The 14,318-nt window shown below is 68.0% G+C and carries 15 protein-coding genes and 1 tRNA gene; 14 read left to right on the top strand and 2 right to left on the bottom strand.

Annotation, left to right across the window (positions count from 1 at the left end; all coding sequences use genetic code 11):
* The first annotated feature begins 16 nt into the window (after positions 1-16).
* The 5 genes from QM591_RS00080 to QM591_RS00060 all read left to right on the top strand — a co-directional run bounded on the left by QM591_RS00080 (position 17) and on the right by QM591_RS00060 (position 3,618).
* Positions 17-958 carry a carbohydrate ABC transporter permease gene (locus QM591_RS00080; protein WP_415128332.1) on the top strand — a complete coding sequence of 314 codons (942 nt, stop codon included), beginning with the start codon at positions 17-19 and terminating at the stop codon, positions 956-958.
* Entirely contained in the window at positions 958-1,914 is a 957-nt protein-coding gene (locus tag QM591_RS00075; protein WP_415128330.1) for a carbohydrate ABC transporter permease, read from the top strand. Before QM591_RS00080 ends, QM591_RS00075 begins: the two co-directional genes overlap by 1 nt.
* A 67-nt stretch (positions 1,915-1,981) precedes the next feature.
* Entirely contained in the window at positions 1,982-2,950 is a 969-nt protein-coding gene (locus QM591_RS00070; protein ID WP_415128328.1) for a glycosyl hydrolase family 32, read from the top strand.
* A gap of 9 nt (positions 2,951-2,959) precedes the next feature.
* Positions 2,960-3,448, top strand: coding sequence for an FBP domain-containing protein (locus tag QM591_RS00065; RefSeq protein WP_415128326.1), 489 nt, complete (start codon positions 2,960-2,962; stop codon positions 3,446-3,448).
* Positions 3,449-3,536: 88 nt separating this feature from the next.
* Positions 3,537-3,618 (top strand) — tRNA-Tyr (locus QM591_RS00060).
* A 115-nt stretch (positions 3,619-3,733) separates the two neighbouring features.
* Here the strand turns inward: QM591_RS00060 and QM591_RS00055 are convergent.
* Positions 3,734-4,117: a hypothetical protein gene (locus QM591_RS00055; protein WP_415128324.1), complete on the bottom strand. Its 384-nt coding sequence runs from the start codon at positions 4,115-4,117 to the stop codon at positions 3,734-3,736.
* Positions 4,118-5,050: 933 nt separating this feature from the next.
* Here QM591_RS00055 and QM591_RS00050 point away from each other — a divergent pair.
* The 7 genes from QM591_RS00050 to QM591_RS00020 all read left to right on the top strand — a co-directional run bounded on the left by QM591_RS00050 (position 5,051) and on the right by QM591_RS00020 (position 11,740).
* Complete coding sequence (locus tag QM591_RS00050) at positions 5,051-5,485, top strand: hypothetical protein (RefSeq protein ID WP_415128322.1); 435 nt, start codon at positions 5,051-5,053, stop codon at positions 5,483-5,485.
* A 123-nt stretch (positions 5,486-5,608) separates the two neighbouring features.
* A complete protein-coding gene (tkt, locus tag QM591_RS00045) occupies positions 5,609-7,663 on the top strand; it encodes a transketolase (protein WP_415128320.1) in 2,055 nt (684 codons plus the stop codon).
* A 22-nt stretch (positions 7,664-7,685) separates the two neighbouring features.
* Complete coding sequence (gene deoC, locus QM591_RS00040) at positions 7,686-8,360, top strand: deoxyribose-phosphate aldolase (protein ID WP_415128318.1); 675 nt, start codon at positions 7,686-7,688, stop codon at positions 8,358-8,360.
* Between the two features lie 42 nt (positions 8,361-8,402).
* Complete coding sequence (locus QM591_RS00035; RefSeq protein ID WP_415128316.1) at positions 8,403-9,608, top strand: ROK family protein; 1,206 nt, start codon at positions 8,403-8,405, stop codon at positions 9,606-9,608.
* 136 nt (positions 9,609-9,744) lie between these two features.
* Positions 9,745-10,269, top strand: a complete 525-nt coding sequence (locus QM591_RS00030; protein ID WP_415128314.1) for an RNA polymerase sigma factor — start codon at positions 9,745-9,747, stop codon at positions 10,267-10,269.
* On the top strand, positions 10,266-11,258 hold the full coding sequence (locus QM591_RS00025) for a hypothetical protein (RefSeq protein WP_415128312.1): 993 nt from the start codon (positions 10,266-10,268) through the stop codon (positions 11,256-11,258). The genes QM591_RS00030 and QM591_RS00025 overlap by 4 nt, the downstream gene beginning before the upstream one ends.
* Positions 11,255-11,740 carry a hypothetical protein gene (locus QM591_RS00020; protein WP_415128310.1) on the top strand — a complete coding sequence of 162 codons (486 nt, stop codon included), beginning with the start codon at positions 11,255-11,257 and terminating at the stop codon, positions 11,738-11,740. Before QM591_RS00025 ends, QM591_RS00020 begins: the two co-directional genes overlap by 4 nt.
* Positions 11,741-11,746: 6 nt before the next feature.
* Here QM591_RS00020 and QM591_RS00015 read toward each other — a convergent pair whose 3' ends face one another.
* Entirely contained in the window at positions 11,747-12,001 is a 255-nt protein-coding gene (locus QM591_RS00015) for a hypothetical protein (protein WP_415128308.1), read from the bottom strand.
* Between the two features lie 157 nt (positions 12,002-12,158).
* Here QM591_RS00015 and QM591_RS00010 point away from each other — a divergent pair, with 157 nt between their 5' ends.
* Together QM591_RS00010 and QM591_RS00005 are read left to right on the top strand one after the other, a co-directional pair.
* The gene (locus tag QM591_RS00010; protein ID WP_415128306.1) at positions 12,159-13,250 is read left to right on the top strand and encodes a type I restriction endonuclease; all 1,092 of its coding nucleotides are present in this window, start codon (positions 12,159-12,161) and stop codon (positions 13,248-13,250) included.
* Between the two features lie 118 nt (positions 13,251-13,368).
* Positions 13,369-14,318 (top strand): hypothetical protein (locus QM591_RS00005; protein ID WP_415128304.1); only part of this gene is annotated, 950 nt, incomplete at its 3' end.

The following is a 14,318-nucleotide window of genomic DNA, read 5'->3' as shown; positions in this document are numbered from 1 at the left end:
CGGAAGGACCTCTGTCATGACTGTCACGCCTCCCACGGTGGCCGCCGAGACGCCTCGGCGATCGCTCCGCCGTTTCCGTTCGATCCGCGGACGAGAGACCTGGGCGGGGATGGGCATGGTCGCCCCCGCGGCGATCCTGCTGCTCCTGTTCCTCGTCATCCCCGTGATCCTCGCCTTCACGCTCTCCTTCACCAATGCGCGTCTGATCTCGCCGAACCCGCCGCGCTTCGTCGGGTTCGACAACTTCATCCGCGCGTTCACGGCTGACCCCGTGTTCGTCCAGTCGATCGGCAACACGGCGCTGTTCGCCCTCGTCGTGGTCCCGGTCCAGGCGGGCCTCGGCCTTGCCCTCGCCGTGCTGGTGAACCGGAAGCTGCGGGGGACGACGTTCTTCCGCGTCGTCTTCTTCGTCCCCGTCGTCACCTCGATCGTGGTCGTCTCCATCCTGTGGAAGTTCCTCTACCAGGACGACGGACTGATCAACTCGATGATCGACGCGGTCACCTTCGGCCTGTGGAGCGGCACCGACTGGCTCAATGATCCGCAGACCGCGCTCGGCGCGATCATCGTGATGTCGATCTGGCAGGCCGTCGGGTTCCACATGATCATCTGGCTCTCGGGACTGCAGACGATCCCCGAGGAGCTGTACGAGGCCGCGCGCATGGACGGCGCGAGCCCCTGGCGTCAGTTCACCAACGTCACGTGGCCGGGGCTTCGGCCCACCATGGTGTTCGTGCTCGTGACGATCACGATCGCGGCGCTGGGCCTGTTCGTCCAGATCGACGTCATGACCCAGGGTGGCCCGCAGGGAGCCACCTCGACCGTCGTCTACCACGCCGTCCGCAAGGGCTACGGCCAGCAGGAGATCGGCTACGCGGCGGCGATCTCGCTCATCTTCTTCGTCGCCGTGCTCCTCATCGCGCTGATCCAGCGCCGCCTCACCCGGGAGAAGGACTGATGACCGCCACCGTTCCCGCCCCGCCGGCCTCGCGCCGCTCCGATTCGCGGAACGCATCGCGTCGGCCCGTCCGCTCCGCCTCCGCGGGGCGCCGCTGGGGGACCGCGGCGACCTACATCGCCATGTCGGTGCTCGCCGTCATCTTCCTGTTCCCGCTCGTGTTCATGTTCGTGTCGAGCCTCAAGCCCGACAGCCAGATCCTGCAGGACCTCGATTCGCCGATGGCGTTCCTGCCGGTGGGAGACATCAGCCTCGACAACTACTTCGGGGTGTTCGACCGGGTGCCGGTCGCGCAGTTCATGTTCAACTCGGTGCTCGTGACGGTGCTCACCGTCGGGCTCGGCCTGGTCGTGAACTCGATGGCGGGCTTTGCGCTGTCGCGACTGGCGTGGAAGGGGCGCCTCGTCGTCCTCGGCCTCATCATCGCCACGCTCATCGTGCCCTTCGAGACGATCGCCGTGCCGATGGTGTACTGGGTGTCGCAGCTGCCGACCCTCGTGTTCGAGGGTGGCGTGCTCAAGTACGACTTCGGGTGGCTGAACACCTACGAGGTGCAGATCGTGCCGTTCATCGCGAACGCGTTCTCGATCTTCCTGTTCACGCAGTACTTCTCGACCATTCCGAAGTCGCTCGACGAGGCGGCCCGCATCGACGGCGCGAGCTGGTTCACGATCTACCGGCGCATCATCGTGCCGCTGTCGGGCCCGGCGTTCGCGACGGTCGCGATCCTCACCTTCCTCCCCGCGTGGAACCAGTACCTCTGGCCCCTCATGGTCGTGCAGCGGGAGAACCTCCGCCCGGTCATGGTCGGCATGCAGTACTTCTTCCAGCTCAACACGGCCTGGGGAGAAGTCATGGCCTACACGTCGATGATCACCATCCCCGTGCTCATCGTCTTCCTCATCTTCCAGCGTGCGTTCGTCAGCTCGATCGCCGCGAGCGGCGTAAAGGGCTGAGCGGCACTGCGCCGTCGCCTCACGCCGTATCTCTCCCGCGGGCCTGCCCGCAGTAAGGACGTTCCCCGTGTTCGATCTTCCCGATTCCTGGGTCTGGGACTACTGGTTCGCCGATGACGGCGACCGCTACCACCTCTTCTTCCTGTACGCCTCTCGGGCACTCCACGATCCCGAGGCGCGCCACTACCGCGCCTCGATCGGGCATGCCGTCTCCACCGATCTCGTGGAGTGGGAGCGGGTGGCCGACGCCCTCGTGCGCGGGGAAGCGGGGGAGTTCGACGACCTCGCCACGTGGACCGGTTCGACCGTCCGCCACCCCGACGGCACCTGGTTCCTCTTCTACACCGGCTCCACTCGGGCAGAGGGTGGCAAGAACGTCCAGCGGATCGGTTACGCCACCTCCACCGACCTCGTGACGTGGCAGAAAGCGCCGGGTCCGGTGCTGGAAGCGGCAGCGCCCTGGTACGAGACGCTCGACAGCGGTGACTGGCACGACGAGGCGTTCCGCGACCCGTGGGTCTTCGCCGACCCCGACGGCGACGGCTGGCACATGTACGTGACCGCTCGGGCGCCGGAAGGACCCGTGGAGGGGCGCGGTGTGGTCGCGCACGCGTGGTCGGCGGACCTCCGCGACTGGGAGCTGCGCGAGCCGGTGAGTACCCCGTCGGAGAACGGCTTCGGACAGCTCGAGGTGACACAGGTCGAGGTCGTGGACGGTCGCCCCGTGCTGCTGTTCTCCTGCCTCGCCGACCACTCGATGCCGGCCCGCCGCGGGGCGCGGGCCGGCACCTGGGCGATCCCCGCCGAGAGTGTGCTCGGGCCCTTCGACGTCGACCGCGCGGAGCCCCTGACGGGGGAGGACCTCTATGTCGGGCGGCTGCTGCGCCGCCGCGAAGACGGGCAGTGGCTCCTGTTCGCCTTCCGCAACGTCGGACCGGACGGGGCGTTCGTGGGCGGGGTGACCGATCCCATGCCGGTCTCGTGGGTCGATGGACGGCTCGTCGCCGAGACCCCCGTGGCGGCGACCGCTTCCTAGACTGGAGGGATGCAGCCGCTCACGGAAGACCAGGTGCGCGCCGCGCTCGTCAACGCGACGACCGACGAGATCGAGCGTGTGGCCCTGCCCGTCGACTTCCTGCTCGTGGACTGGGACCACCTCGACTTCCTCGCCTGGCGCGATCCCCGCACCCGCGGTCGCGGGTACGTCATCGCCGAGCTCGACGGCGCCCCCACGGGCGTCGTCCTCCGGGCGACCGACGGATCGAGCCGGGGGAGGCCCGCCCTCTGCAACCTGTGTCACACGATGCAGCCGGGCGACCAGGTGGCCCTGTTCACCGCCCGCCGAGCCGGTGACGCAGGGGAGCGGGGAGACAGCGTGGGCACGTATGTGTGCGCCGACCTCTCCTGCCACGAGAATGTGCGACTGGCGGCGCCCCTCGCGCCCAGCGAGGTGCGCGCCAGCGTCGACCGCCGGATCGACGGCACTCGTCACCGCGTCGAGTCGTTCGTGGAACGGGTGGCCGTCGCCGCGTAGCGACGGTGGTTTTTCGTGGGGCGTTCGACCCGGTAAGATGGTGGATCGCGCCTCCGGTCGACTGTACAAGCCGGTCGGGTGCGCACCTGGCGAGTTACCCAAGCGGCCAAAGGGATCTGACTGTAAATCAGCCGGCATAGCCTTCGGGGGTTCGAATCCCTCACTCGCCACCGCAAGACACGGAGGGGCCCTCGCCAGAAGCTGGTGAGGGCCCCTCCGGCGTTGGCCCGAGGATCGCGGGGAGCGGAGGCTCGCGCTACTGCCGCAAGCGTGAGGAACGTGGCGCTACTCGGTGATCGTGAACGGAAGCTCGACCGGCTCGTTCGTCGAACTGGACACCCGGATCACGGCGGCGCCGGGGCCTACATCGGGAACCGTCAGCGACATCGTGAATCCGCCCGCGGCATCGACTTCGGCACGGGCAATCGGTCGGTCGAACCCGATCCACTCCATCGTCACGGGCGAGGGTGTCGGATCGAGCTCACAGGGAAGCCATGCCGTGCCCGTCACCGTCACGATCTCTCCAGGAGCCGCCTCCCGGGCAGAAACATGTGCCGTCGCCGGCTCGCACAGGATCGCTGGTGTGGCCTCAGGCTCCGGCGATGCAGCAGTGCAGCCCGTCGCTGCGGTCACCAGCGTGGAGAGCCCGATGAGAGTTGTGAGGCGCATCGCCGCGTTGTGTGTTCTGCGCAGAGAAATCACCCGCCTTCCTTTTCTCGCCGAGAAGATGCACGTGTTTGTCGGTGAGTGCGGCGCGCTTTTCCCGTGGTGTGATCGATGGCGAGCATATGCCCCAGTTCGTGGACTGCCAACCATCGGAGGTCGAATCCGCGGCGGAGGGATGTGACGCGGGCGCGGTACCGTGAACGCACGCCGGACGGGAGTCGAGCGAGGTGAGCATGGTCGTCAATGTCCACGAGCGCGCGTACCCGGTGGTGGCCGCCGAGGTGGCGCCAGTACTTGCGACCCTGGCGAGCGACGGCGACCGCGTCTGGCCCCGGGAAGCCTGGCCCCGTATGCGATTCGGCGAGGGGGTCGTTCCCGGGGCGCGGGGCGGGCACGGGCCGGTCCGTTACGTGGTCGAGGCCGTCGACGCTCGCCGTGAGGTCTCCTTCCGATTCACGGGCCCGTCGGGATTCATCGGTCGACACTCCTTCTCCCTTCATCCCTCGGGTGACTCGACGGTGGTGAGACACGAAGTCGTTCTGCGGCCTCGGGGAGGGGCCGACTGTCGTGGCCGCTCTTCTTCCGCCCGCTCCACGATGCGCTCGTCGAAGAGGCGCTCGACAAGGTCGGGCGCGAACTCGGCTTCTCGCCCGGGGCTGCGTATCGCCAAAGTAGTTGGGTGCGATTCCTGAGGTGGTTGGTCCTTCCTCACCCGGCGCGGCAGCCCATAAGCCTGAATGACTAATCACCCTCATCGCGCTTATTCCACGGCGCTTCTTGCCCGCACCTCCGGCTGACCATCGGTAGAGCACCTGTGCGGCGGTGACTGGCGCGCCGTCCGTGAAGCAGTGAGGACGTCACCGTCCAGACGGCCGGCGGCACGAACACTCTCCACCCGAGCAGCCCCGCGACTTTCGCGTGTGATAGGCACCTGGCATGACCGAGCTTCCCGCCCCCGATTCGACCGAACTTGCCGATCGCATCCGGGTTCGGGGACTCCCGGAGGCGATGGTGACGATCGCCACGAAGGGCGGTGCTGTGATTCACCCCGCACTGCGTGGCCAGGCCGACGCGGTCAACGCCCGGGGATGGTCCGTTGCACGGCGTCACCCGCACTGGGTGCCGCTGTGGAGCAGCGGTGCGATGGTGACGATGGTCGGTCCCGATGGGTCGTTGGCTCGTTGGAGCGTCGAGCTCTCCGACGAGTCGCTACGCACCTATACCGACCTCGCCGACGCCGTGCGGAATCTCCTCACTGACCTCTGGGAACTCGACGAGGACGACACCGGCGCCGACGACCGGCGATCGATCGCCGAAGCACTCTTGCCGCGGGACGCCGTGCCGGGCGCACTGACGCCCATCGAACGCTGAACCGGTGCGCGCGGCGCGGGCGAGCGTGGACCTCTCAACAGTCAGTAGCCTTTTGCCATTAAACGGCAATAGCCGTACACTTGGCGGCATAACTCATCACGTCTCGATGCCGAGGAGCACTCCATGACCACTGACCGACCGGCCACCCCCTCGCTCGACGACGATGTCATCCGCTATGCACGTGTGCTTCCCCTCGACGTCGTGCAGGCGAAGGGATCGGGGCACGCCGGCACCGCGGTCGGTCTCACGCCGTTCCTGACGACGCTGTTTCAGGAGTACCTCCGCCACGACCCGAGCGACCCGCAGTGGCTGGGACGCGACCGGTTCGTCCTCTCGGCCGGGCACACCAGCCTCTCGCTCTACCTCCAGCTGTACCTTCACGGCTACGGACTCGAGATGGAGGATCTCCGCGCGGCTCGCACGCTCGATTCGCAGACCCCCGGGCACCCCGAGTGGGGCCACACGCCGGGCGTCGAGACGACCACCGGCCCGCTCGGGCAGGGCATCGGCAACGCTGTCGGCATGGCGCTGGCCGCCCGTCGGGTGCGGGGCATGCTCGATCCCGATGCCACCCCGGGCCGAAGCCCGTTCGACCACCGCGTCTTCTGCCTGGCCTCCGACGGAGATCTCCAGGAGGGCATCAGTCACGAGGCCGCCGCGCTCGCTGGCGCGTGGGGTCTCGAGAATCTCATCCTCATCTGGGACGACAACGAGATCTCGATCGAAGGCGACACTGCGATCGCCACCGTCGAGCACACGGTCGACCGCATGGCTGCCTCCGGCTGGCACACCCTCACGATCTGCGATGCCGAGTCGCGCGACGAGGTGCGCGCCGTGCTCGACGCAGCGATCGCGCACCGCGGCGCCCCCGTCTTCATCCGGCTGCGCTCGCGCATCGGCCACCCCATGCCGACGCTCGGCGGAACGGCCAAGGCGCACTCCGGTGCCCCCGGTGCCGACGAGGTCGCAGCCACGAAGACCGCCCTGGGCCTCGATCCCGAATCCTCGTTCGTCATGCCTGACGAGTTGCTCCGCCACTCGCGGTCTTGGGCCGCCGCGCGGGCCGAGGAGCTGCAGGCGGCGTGGTCGCAGGGCTTCGCGTCGTGGCAGCGCGGCAATCCCGACGGTGCCGCGCTTCTCGAGCGGCTGCAGCGACGCGAGCTCCCCGACGGATGGGACGCCGAACTGCCGGTGTTCGCCCCGGGCGACAGTCTCGCCACGCGTATCGCGAGCGCGAAGACCCTCGCGGCCGCCGGTCGCGCCGTCGAGGAACTGTGGGGCGGTTCCGCCGACCTCGCCGAGACGAACGGCACGTGGTCGGCCGAGTTCCCCTCGATGCTCCGCCCTGGCCTGGTGAGCGAGGAATGGCCCGGCGACGCGTACGGACGCGTGCTCCACTTCGGCATCCGCGAGCATGCGATGGGTGCGGTGCTCAACGGCATCGCCTTGCACGGTCTCACCCGCGCCTTCGGAGCGACGTTCTTCGTCTTCTCCGACTACATGCGTCCCGCCGTCCGCCTCGCCGCGCTCATGGGGCTCCCGACCCTGTACGTCTGGACGCACGACTCGGTCGCGGTGGGGGAGGACGGTCCCACGCACGAGCCGGTCGAGCAGCTGTGGGCGTCGCGCGCGATCCCGGGTCTGTCGGTCGTCCGACCGGGCGATGCCAATGAGACCGTAGCCGCCTACCGCCACATCTTCGCGTCCGATGCCGGACCCACCGCGCTCGTCCTGAGCCGGCAGAACCTGCCGACCCTTCCCGGCACCGCCGAGGGCGCGGTCGCGCGCGGCGGATACGTCCTCGTCGACACCGCCGAGCAGCCCGACGTGATCCTCATCGCCACCGGCTCGGAACTGCACCTCGCCGTCGAGGCCGCCGACGAACTGGCCGCCGAGGGTATCGCGGCACGCGTCGTGTCCATGCCGTGCGTCGAGTGGTTCGAGGCCCAGGACGCGGACTATCGTGAAAGTGTCCTCCCCTCTCCGGTCGCTGCGCGGGTCAGTGTCGAAGCGGGCATCGCGCAGGGGTGGTATCGCTATCTCGGAACGCACGGCGAAGCCGTCTCGGTGGAGGAGTTCGGCCTCTCGGGCAACGGCGCTGAAGTGCTCCGTCGCCGGGGCATCACCCGCGAAGCGGTCGTCGCCGCGGCCCGCCGCTCCCTCCTCTCCACCCGCTGAACCTCCACGAAAGGCACCTGAAATGAACGCGCACGACATCGCCGGAATGATCGATCACACTCTCCTCAAGCCCGAGGCCACCCACGCCGACGTGGCAGCCCTCGTGGAAGAGGCGGTGGCCCTCGGCACCTACTCGGTGTGCGTGTCGCCGAACATGCTGCCGGTGACCGTTCCCGAGGGGAGCGGCCTCAAGGTCGCCGTCGTCTGCGGATTCCCCAGTGGCGCCCACGACTCCCGCGTCAAGGCCGCCGAAGCGGCGCTCGCCGCGGAGAACGGGGCCGACGAGATCGACATGGTCATCAGCGTCGGCGCGGCGATCGAGGGTGACTTCGAGCGCGTCGAAGCCGACATCGCCGCCGTGCGTGAGGCCGCCCCACACCCCGTGCTGCTCAAGGTGATCATCGAGTCGGCGGCGCTGGATGACACCCAGATCGTCGAGGTGTGCCGTGCGGCGGAGCGCGCCGGCGCCGACTTCGTCAAGACGTCTACCGGGTTCCACCCCGCCGGCGGTGCGAGCGTCCACGCCGTGGCGCTCATGGCGCAGACGGTCGGCGGCCGACTCGGCGTCAAGGCCTCGGGCGGCGTTCGCACGCTCGCCGACGCGCAGGCCATGATCGACGCGGGCGCGACCCGGCTCGGGGTCTCCGGCACGCGGGCTCTCCTGGCGGGCGAGCAGCGCGCGGGCGGCGCGTACTGAGTCGCCACGGCGGCTCGCTAGGCTGACGCCGCGAGGAGAAAGATGCCCGAGAACACCGAGCCCCCGAGATCGTCGGCCGAGCGGGCCCAGCGAGGCTCGTTCGGGCCGGGAGCGCTCCTGCAGATGATCCGCAGCGCCCCGGTGTGGACGCGGGCCGAGCTCGTGCGTCAGTCCAGCCTCGGGCGGACGGCGGTGGCCGAGCGCATCGATCTCCTCGTCGACGCAGGGTTGGTGAGCATCAACCCGCAGTCGACCTCCACGGGAGGGCGACCGGCGGAGACCTACTCGTTCCACGCCGACGAGGGGCGTCTCCTCGTCGCCGACATCGGAGGACGCCACACCCGCCTGGGGATCACCGATCTCGCCGGGCGGCTCATCGCCTCGGCCGAGGCCGACCTCGACAGCGATCAGGGCGCCGCCGTCGTGATGACCGAGGTGGTGGAACGGCTCGACCGGCTCACCCACGACGTCGGTCTCGATCGCACCCGGCTCCGCGGTATCGGAGTCGGCGTCCCCGGGCCCGTCGACGAGGGCATCATGCAGCGCGCCTATCTTCCCGGTTGGGAGGGGGAGTCGATCCCGACCTACTTCGCCAAGCCCTTCCCCGGTCTTCCCGTGCTCGTGGACAAAGACGCCAACATCCTGGCGCGGGGTGAGCAGGCCCGGGATCCCGAGGGGTTTCGCAACACCATCGTCCTGAAGGTGGGGATGGGCGTCAGCTGTGGCGTGATCGTCGACGGCCGGGTGCTCCACGGTGCTCAGGGGGCTGCGGCCGACATCGGTCACCTTCCCGCGCCCGAGCGCGGCGTCCCCTGCCGCTGCGGGATGATCGGCTGCCCCGACGCGGTCGCGAGCGGCCGCGCCATCGAGACGGCGTTGCGCGGGTCGGGTCGCGGCGTCCGCACGAGCCGGGAAATCGTCGACCTCGTGCGCGCGAACGACCCGGAGGTGCTCGCGCTCGTCCGGCAGGCGGGGCGCGACCTCGGGTCGTCGCTGGGTGTGCTGTGCGCCGTGGTCAATCCGTCGGTGATCGTCGTGGGGGGAAACCTCGCCGAATCGCCGGAACCACTCTTGGCAGGTATCCGTGAGACCATCTACCGCGACTTCCCGCCCAGCCTCACCCGGGGCATCACGATCGTGCCCAGCGCCATCGGCAGCGAGGCGGGTCTTGCGGGTGCGGCGCAGTTGGCGGCAGACGAGATCCTGCGCCCCGACAACGTCGACGCGTTGATCGTTCGGCGGCGTTGAGGCCGCCCACGCCGCCCCTCTTTAGTTGCCGCAGACCGCCGATTCCTTACACACGGCTTTTCCGGGTCTTCCGGCCGGTTACAGTTAGCGGAGTACCCACCCCCAGTTTTCCCCCTGGACCGCACGGAGCCGCAACGTGAAAGACGCACGTTTTCAGACGGTTGCGTCGAGGGAGGAAGCGTTCCGCGTCATGTTCGAAGCGCATTACGCACGCGTCGTGCGCTACGCCGAATCGGTGTTGGCGGATGCCGCTGCGGCCGAGGACGTGGCGTCGGAGGTGTTCAAGATCGCGTGGCAGAAGTTCGACCCGCAGGATCCCTTCGGTCTGCCGTGGCTCATCCGCACGGCGATGAACCGGTCGCATGATGTCGTGCGCTCCCGCTATCGCCGGAGCGCGGCCGTCGCCGTCCTTTCGCACACCCGCGAAGACGATGCCGAAAGCGCCCTGGGCGACCTCGAACGGCTCGCCGTGCATGAGGCGATGCAAAAGCTCGCCCCCAAAGACCGTCAGGTGCTGGAACTGACGTATTGGACACAACTCAGCGCGGGGGAGATCGCGCAGGTGCTGAAGATGCGGGAAGCCGCCGTGTGGACGCGTTTGCACCGCGCGCGCAGCCGCATGCGTGAACTCCTGATCGACGAAGGGGCGGAGGTGCGATGAACGACGACGAACTCGAACGGCGCCTTCGCGACGCCGACCCGTCCCGCGCCTTCGCGCCCATCCCTCCCGAGCGCCAGAAGGCGACCCTGGAGCGCATCATGGCGGAGACGCCGCCGCCCGCCCGACGCTCACGAGCAGCGCGGGTGCGGGCATCCTGGATCGCGGTGCCGGCTGCCCTGGCAGCTCTCGCGGTCGCGGTGGTGGCGTTCCTCAATCCGTTCACCGCGCCAGTCGCCGCCGCCTACGGGCCGGCGCCACTGACGTACACCGCGATCGACAAGAGCCTCGCCGAGGTCGTCGCTGAGGCCGAGGCGCGGCTGGCCGACTCGCCCGGACCCGCGACCACGGAGCGCCGCTCCGAGACGGTGTCATGGTCGCTGACGCTCACCTCTGACGGCGAAGCGGAGCCGACCGTGTACATCGAGCCGCTCGAGCGCGAGTTCGTGTGGTCGGAGGATCTCTCTGCGACGCAGATCGTCCGAACCGGTGCACCCTTCCTCAGCTCTTCGGGTCTTCCGGCGACGCCGCCGAACGCGAAGCCGCCGGGCACCCTCATCGATGAGCAGACGTGGGAGCCGGGAACGTACTCACAGGCGACCCCCGGTGCGGAAGACTTGGACGCGCAGTTCGCCGACGACCTGCTCCAGCTCTACATCGAGTACGGGTCGGGATTCTCGGGACAGGCGCTTACCGCTGTTCCCGATCTCTTCTCGGAGCTGACGATGACCAATGCGCAGCACGCAGACATCCTGCAGGCGCTCCTCTCCGTGCCAGATATCGACGTCCTCGGTGTAACGACCGATCGCGAAGGGCGAGAGGTGATCGGCGTGAGAGCCGAGGCAATGGGAGATCAGTCGGCGACTCTTCTGATCAGTACCCGCACCGGACGTGTCGTCGGCTACGAGATGTCGGTGACGGGTCCGGGATCTCCTCTCCCTGTGCCCGTGGGCACCGTCGCCTCTTACTCTCTCTGGCCGGATACGGAATGAACACTCTCGCCCGAAATCTCACCAAGCTCGCGACCTCGCTCGGCGTCGCGGCCTTACTCACGCTGTCGGCCGCTCCCGCTCCGGCCGCCCACGCTGATATCGTGCTCGTCCATCCCGAGGTCGCCTACGCGCTGCTGGCGGAGCCCGGGGGCGTCGCGACCTCGTGGAGCACGGCCGAGTGGCCGGCGCTCGACATGACGCTGACCGTCTCCGACATCGGCGCCCGTTCGGTGGGCAGCTGCGCCACGGGCGCGGTCTGCGCCTACTCCCAGGCGTCGCAGGGTGGCACCAAGCTGGAGTGGACCAGCTGTGGCTCGAAGTCGACAGCGGCCCTCGCCACGGTCGGCTCCATCGCGAACGCGCGATCGAGCGGCACGCTGCAGGCGCGTCAGGGAACGACCGTGCGGGCCTCCGCGACGGCAGGAAACGCGGCTAACGTGCCGATCGCCTACCGGTCGTTGATCACGAACGTGTACTGCTGACGCGACTCAGCCGCCCTGCGGGCGCCAGGAGGCCGGTGGTGCGGGAGGGGCGCCGTAGCCGGGCCGGGGTGTGATCTGCGCGCCGGTCTCGCGCATCGCCAGGATCACACCGTTCTTCACGGCCGTGCGCATGATCAGATAGCCGATCCAGAGCATCAGTCCGATGAGGCCGAGGTAGATCACGAGCGCGAGGATCATGAAGCCGAATCCGATCCCCGCGAACACTCCAGGGTCGATCGGGTTGGAGGTGAGGATGTGCATGTTCGTATCCCTTCCTGCACAGCGGTGGCCCCATGCTAGTGGCGCACTCCCGCGGACAGAGGGCGCACGCGATGAGGGTCAGAGTGTAAGGAAGTGGTCCGCTGCGGCGACTTATAAGTAGGAGCTTCATGGCGGAGCGTCCGTCGAAGGAGCGGCAGTGGATTTCATCGAGCGTTTGTATGCCCTTGCGGCCAAGGTCCAGAACCAGTCGGAATCTGTCGACACGGAAGAGGCGACGAAGAACGCGTTCGTGATGCCGTTCATCGCCACGATCCTCGGCTACGACGTGTTCGATCCGCTCGAGGTGGTGCCGGAGTTCACGGCGGACGTCGGGATCAAGCGTGGGGAGAAGATCGACTATGCGATCGTGCGCGACGGTGAGGTTCAGATCCTCATCGAGTGCAAGGTTCACCGCGGTGAGCTGACTCTTGAGCATGCATCGCAGCTGTATCGATACTTCGGAGTGACCAACGCGCGGGTCGCGGTTCTCACTAACGGAGTCGTGTGGCAGTTCTACTCGGACATCGACTCCCCGAACCGCATGGACCAGAAGCCGTTCCTGGTGCTGGATCTCCGGGAGATCGACGACACCCTGGTGCCGGAGATCCAGAAGCTCAGCAAGGACGCGTTCGACTTGGACTCGATCGTCAACGCCGCAGAGGAGCTCAAGTACGTCGGTGCCCTCAAGCGCGAGATCGCTGCGCAGTTCCGCGAACCGACCGACGACTTCGTCCGATTCTTCACGACCCGGGTATATGACGGGTCCTTCACCGCTCGCGTGCGAGAGCAGTTTTCCATCTTGGTGAAGAAGGCCACGAAGCAGTACCTGAACGATCAAGTGAACGATCGGCTCAAGACCGCGCTCGGTGCATCGGCGCCGATGGCGCCGGTGGGTGTCGCCACGGCGCCGGCTTCGTCCGCCGAAGTGGCCGAAGCGGACCTCGATCGGGACACCGAGATCACCACGACCCTCGAAGAGCTCGAGGGGTACCAGATCGTCAAAGCCATCGCGTGCAGCGAGGTCAAGCCCCAGAGGGTCTTCCATCGTGACTCGAAGAGCTACTTCGCTGTTCTCCTCGACGACAACAACCGGAAGCCCATCGCACGGCTTCATTTCAACAGCGCAAACAAGAAGTACCTCGGTCTGCTCGACGAACAGAAGAACGAGACGCGTCATGCCATCGAATCGCTCGACGAGATCTACCTGCACGCGGAGGAGATTCGCGCCGCCGTCCGTCGATACGCGTGACGCCGGTGGGGTGGGGTGCCCCGCGGAGTGGCGCACCCCCGCGGGGGAGAGGCGCACGCGATGAGGGCTCGCGTGCGAGGATGAGAACGTCCGCGTGTCCGCGACCGGAGGAACAGAGATGAGCGAACCCCTCACCCATCCGAACTCGAGCAAGATCCTGCGAGCATCCATCTGGGTGGCGATCGGTGCCCTCATCGCCGCCGCCATCGTGTGCGTCGTCTGGGTGCTGGTCGGTGATGCCAACGGGATGATCGGCAAGGCTTTCCTGACCATCGTGCTGCTCGCGTCGTTCGCCGGGATCGCGATCCTCGAGGCCAGCCTCGCGTCGCGTCGACCTGCGTGGTTCGCGCTATCGAGCATGGTGACGTGGGTGTTGATCCTGCTCATCGGGGCCCTTCTCATCTGGCTGCCTGATTCCCGCGACTCCTTCGGCACGGGTCCGGAGCGCTTCTTCAAGTTCCTGCTGATCGTGCTGATCCTGCAGGCGGCGCTCCTCCACATCCGTCTCTTCTCCAAGGCGCACCAGCGCCACCACACGACATTCACGTCCGTGGTGACCTACGTCACGATCGGTCTGGTCGTGATCCTCGCCGTCATGCTCGTGCTCCCGATCATGATCGAGGAGTACGTCGTCTTCCGAGACTTCTACTGGCGCGTGGTGGTGGCCCTCGCGATCCTTGCCGCGGTGGGCACGGCCCTCGTTCCGCTCGTCAACGCTCTGTTCGCCCCCAAGAAAGACCGCGCACCCGTTCCGACGCAGGGCTACTACTATCCGCAGCAGCCTGCGGCCCCCGTCGCTCAATGGCCGACGTACGCCGACGGTCGCACGCCCCTGCCGGTCATGCCCGACGGCTCGCCCGACTGGAACGCGTACTACACCGGCCAGCCCACCTACCCGGCGCAGCCCGCGCAGGGGCAGGCCTACGGTGCCGCCCCGAGCAACGTCGCGCCGGCGTACGATGCTCCGCCGCCGACTCCCGCGGCCGCTCCGGGGCCGGCGGCACCCGCCGCTCCGCCTGCTCCCGCGCCCACCGCCGAAGGTGAAGCGACCCCGCCGACGGCGCCCGG

Origin of the sequence: Microbacterium sp. (assembly GCF_047607225.1) — a bacterium.
Taxonomy (GTDB): Bacteria; Actinomycetota; Actinomycetes; order Actinomycetales; family Microbacteriaceae; genus Microbacterium.
Note: the sequence above shows the minus strand (reverse complement) of the source record. Positions and strands in the feature narration are given on the sequence as shown.

Excerpts from the sequence above, each read along its gene's own strand:
- QM591_RS00055 (WP_415128324.1), bottom strand. The coding sequence starts at position 4,117 with ATGCGCCTCACAACTCTCATCGGGCTCTCCACGCTGGTGACCGCAGCG.
- QM591_RS00080 (WP_415128332.1), top strand. The coding sequence starts at position 17 with ATGACTGTCACGCCTCCCACGGTGGCCGCCGAGACGCCTCGGCGATCG.
- QM591_RS00025 (WP_415128312.1), top strand. The coding sequence starts at position 10,266 with ATGAACGACGACGAACTCGAACGGCGCCTTCGCGACGCCGACCCGTCC.
- deoC (WP_415128318.1), top strand. The coding sequence starts at position 7,686 with ATGAACGCGCACGACATCGCCGGAATGATCGATCACACTCTCCTCAAG.
- tkt (WP_415128320.1), top strand. The coding sequence starts at position 5,609 with ATGACCACTGACCGACCGGCCACCCCCTCGCTCGACGACGATGTCATC.
- QM591_RS00020 (WP_415128310.1), top strand. The coding sequence starts at position 11,255 with ATGAACACTCTCGCCCGAAATCTCACCAAGCTCGCGACCTCGCTCGGC.
- QM591_RS00050 (WP_415128322.1), top strand. The coding sequence starts at position 5,051 with ATGACCGAGCTTCCCGCCCCCGATTCGACCGAACTTGCCGATCGCATC.
- QM591_RS00075 (WP_415128330.1), top strand. The coding sequence starts at position 958 with ATGACCGCCACCGTTCCCGCCCCGCCGGCCTCGCGCCGCTCCGATTCG.
- QM591_RS00065 (WP_415128326.1), top strand. The coding sequence starts at position 2,960 with ATGCAGCCGCTCACGGAAGACCAGGTGCGCGCCGCGCTCGTCAACGCG.
- QM591_RS00035 (WP_415128316.1), top strand. The coding sequence starts at position 8,403 with ATGCCCGAGAACACCGAGCCCCCGAGATCGTCGGCCGAGCGGGCCCAG.
- QM591_RS00015 (WP_415128308.1), bottom strand. The coding sequence starts at position 12,001 with ATGCACATCCTCACCTCCAACCCGATCGACCCTGGAGTGTTCGCGGGG.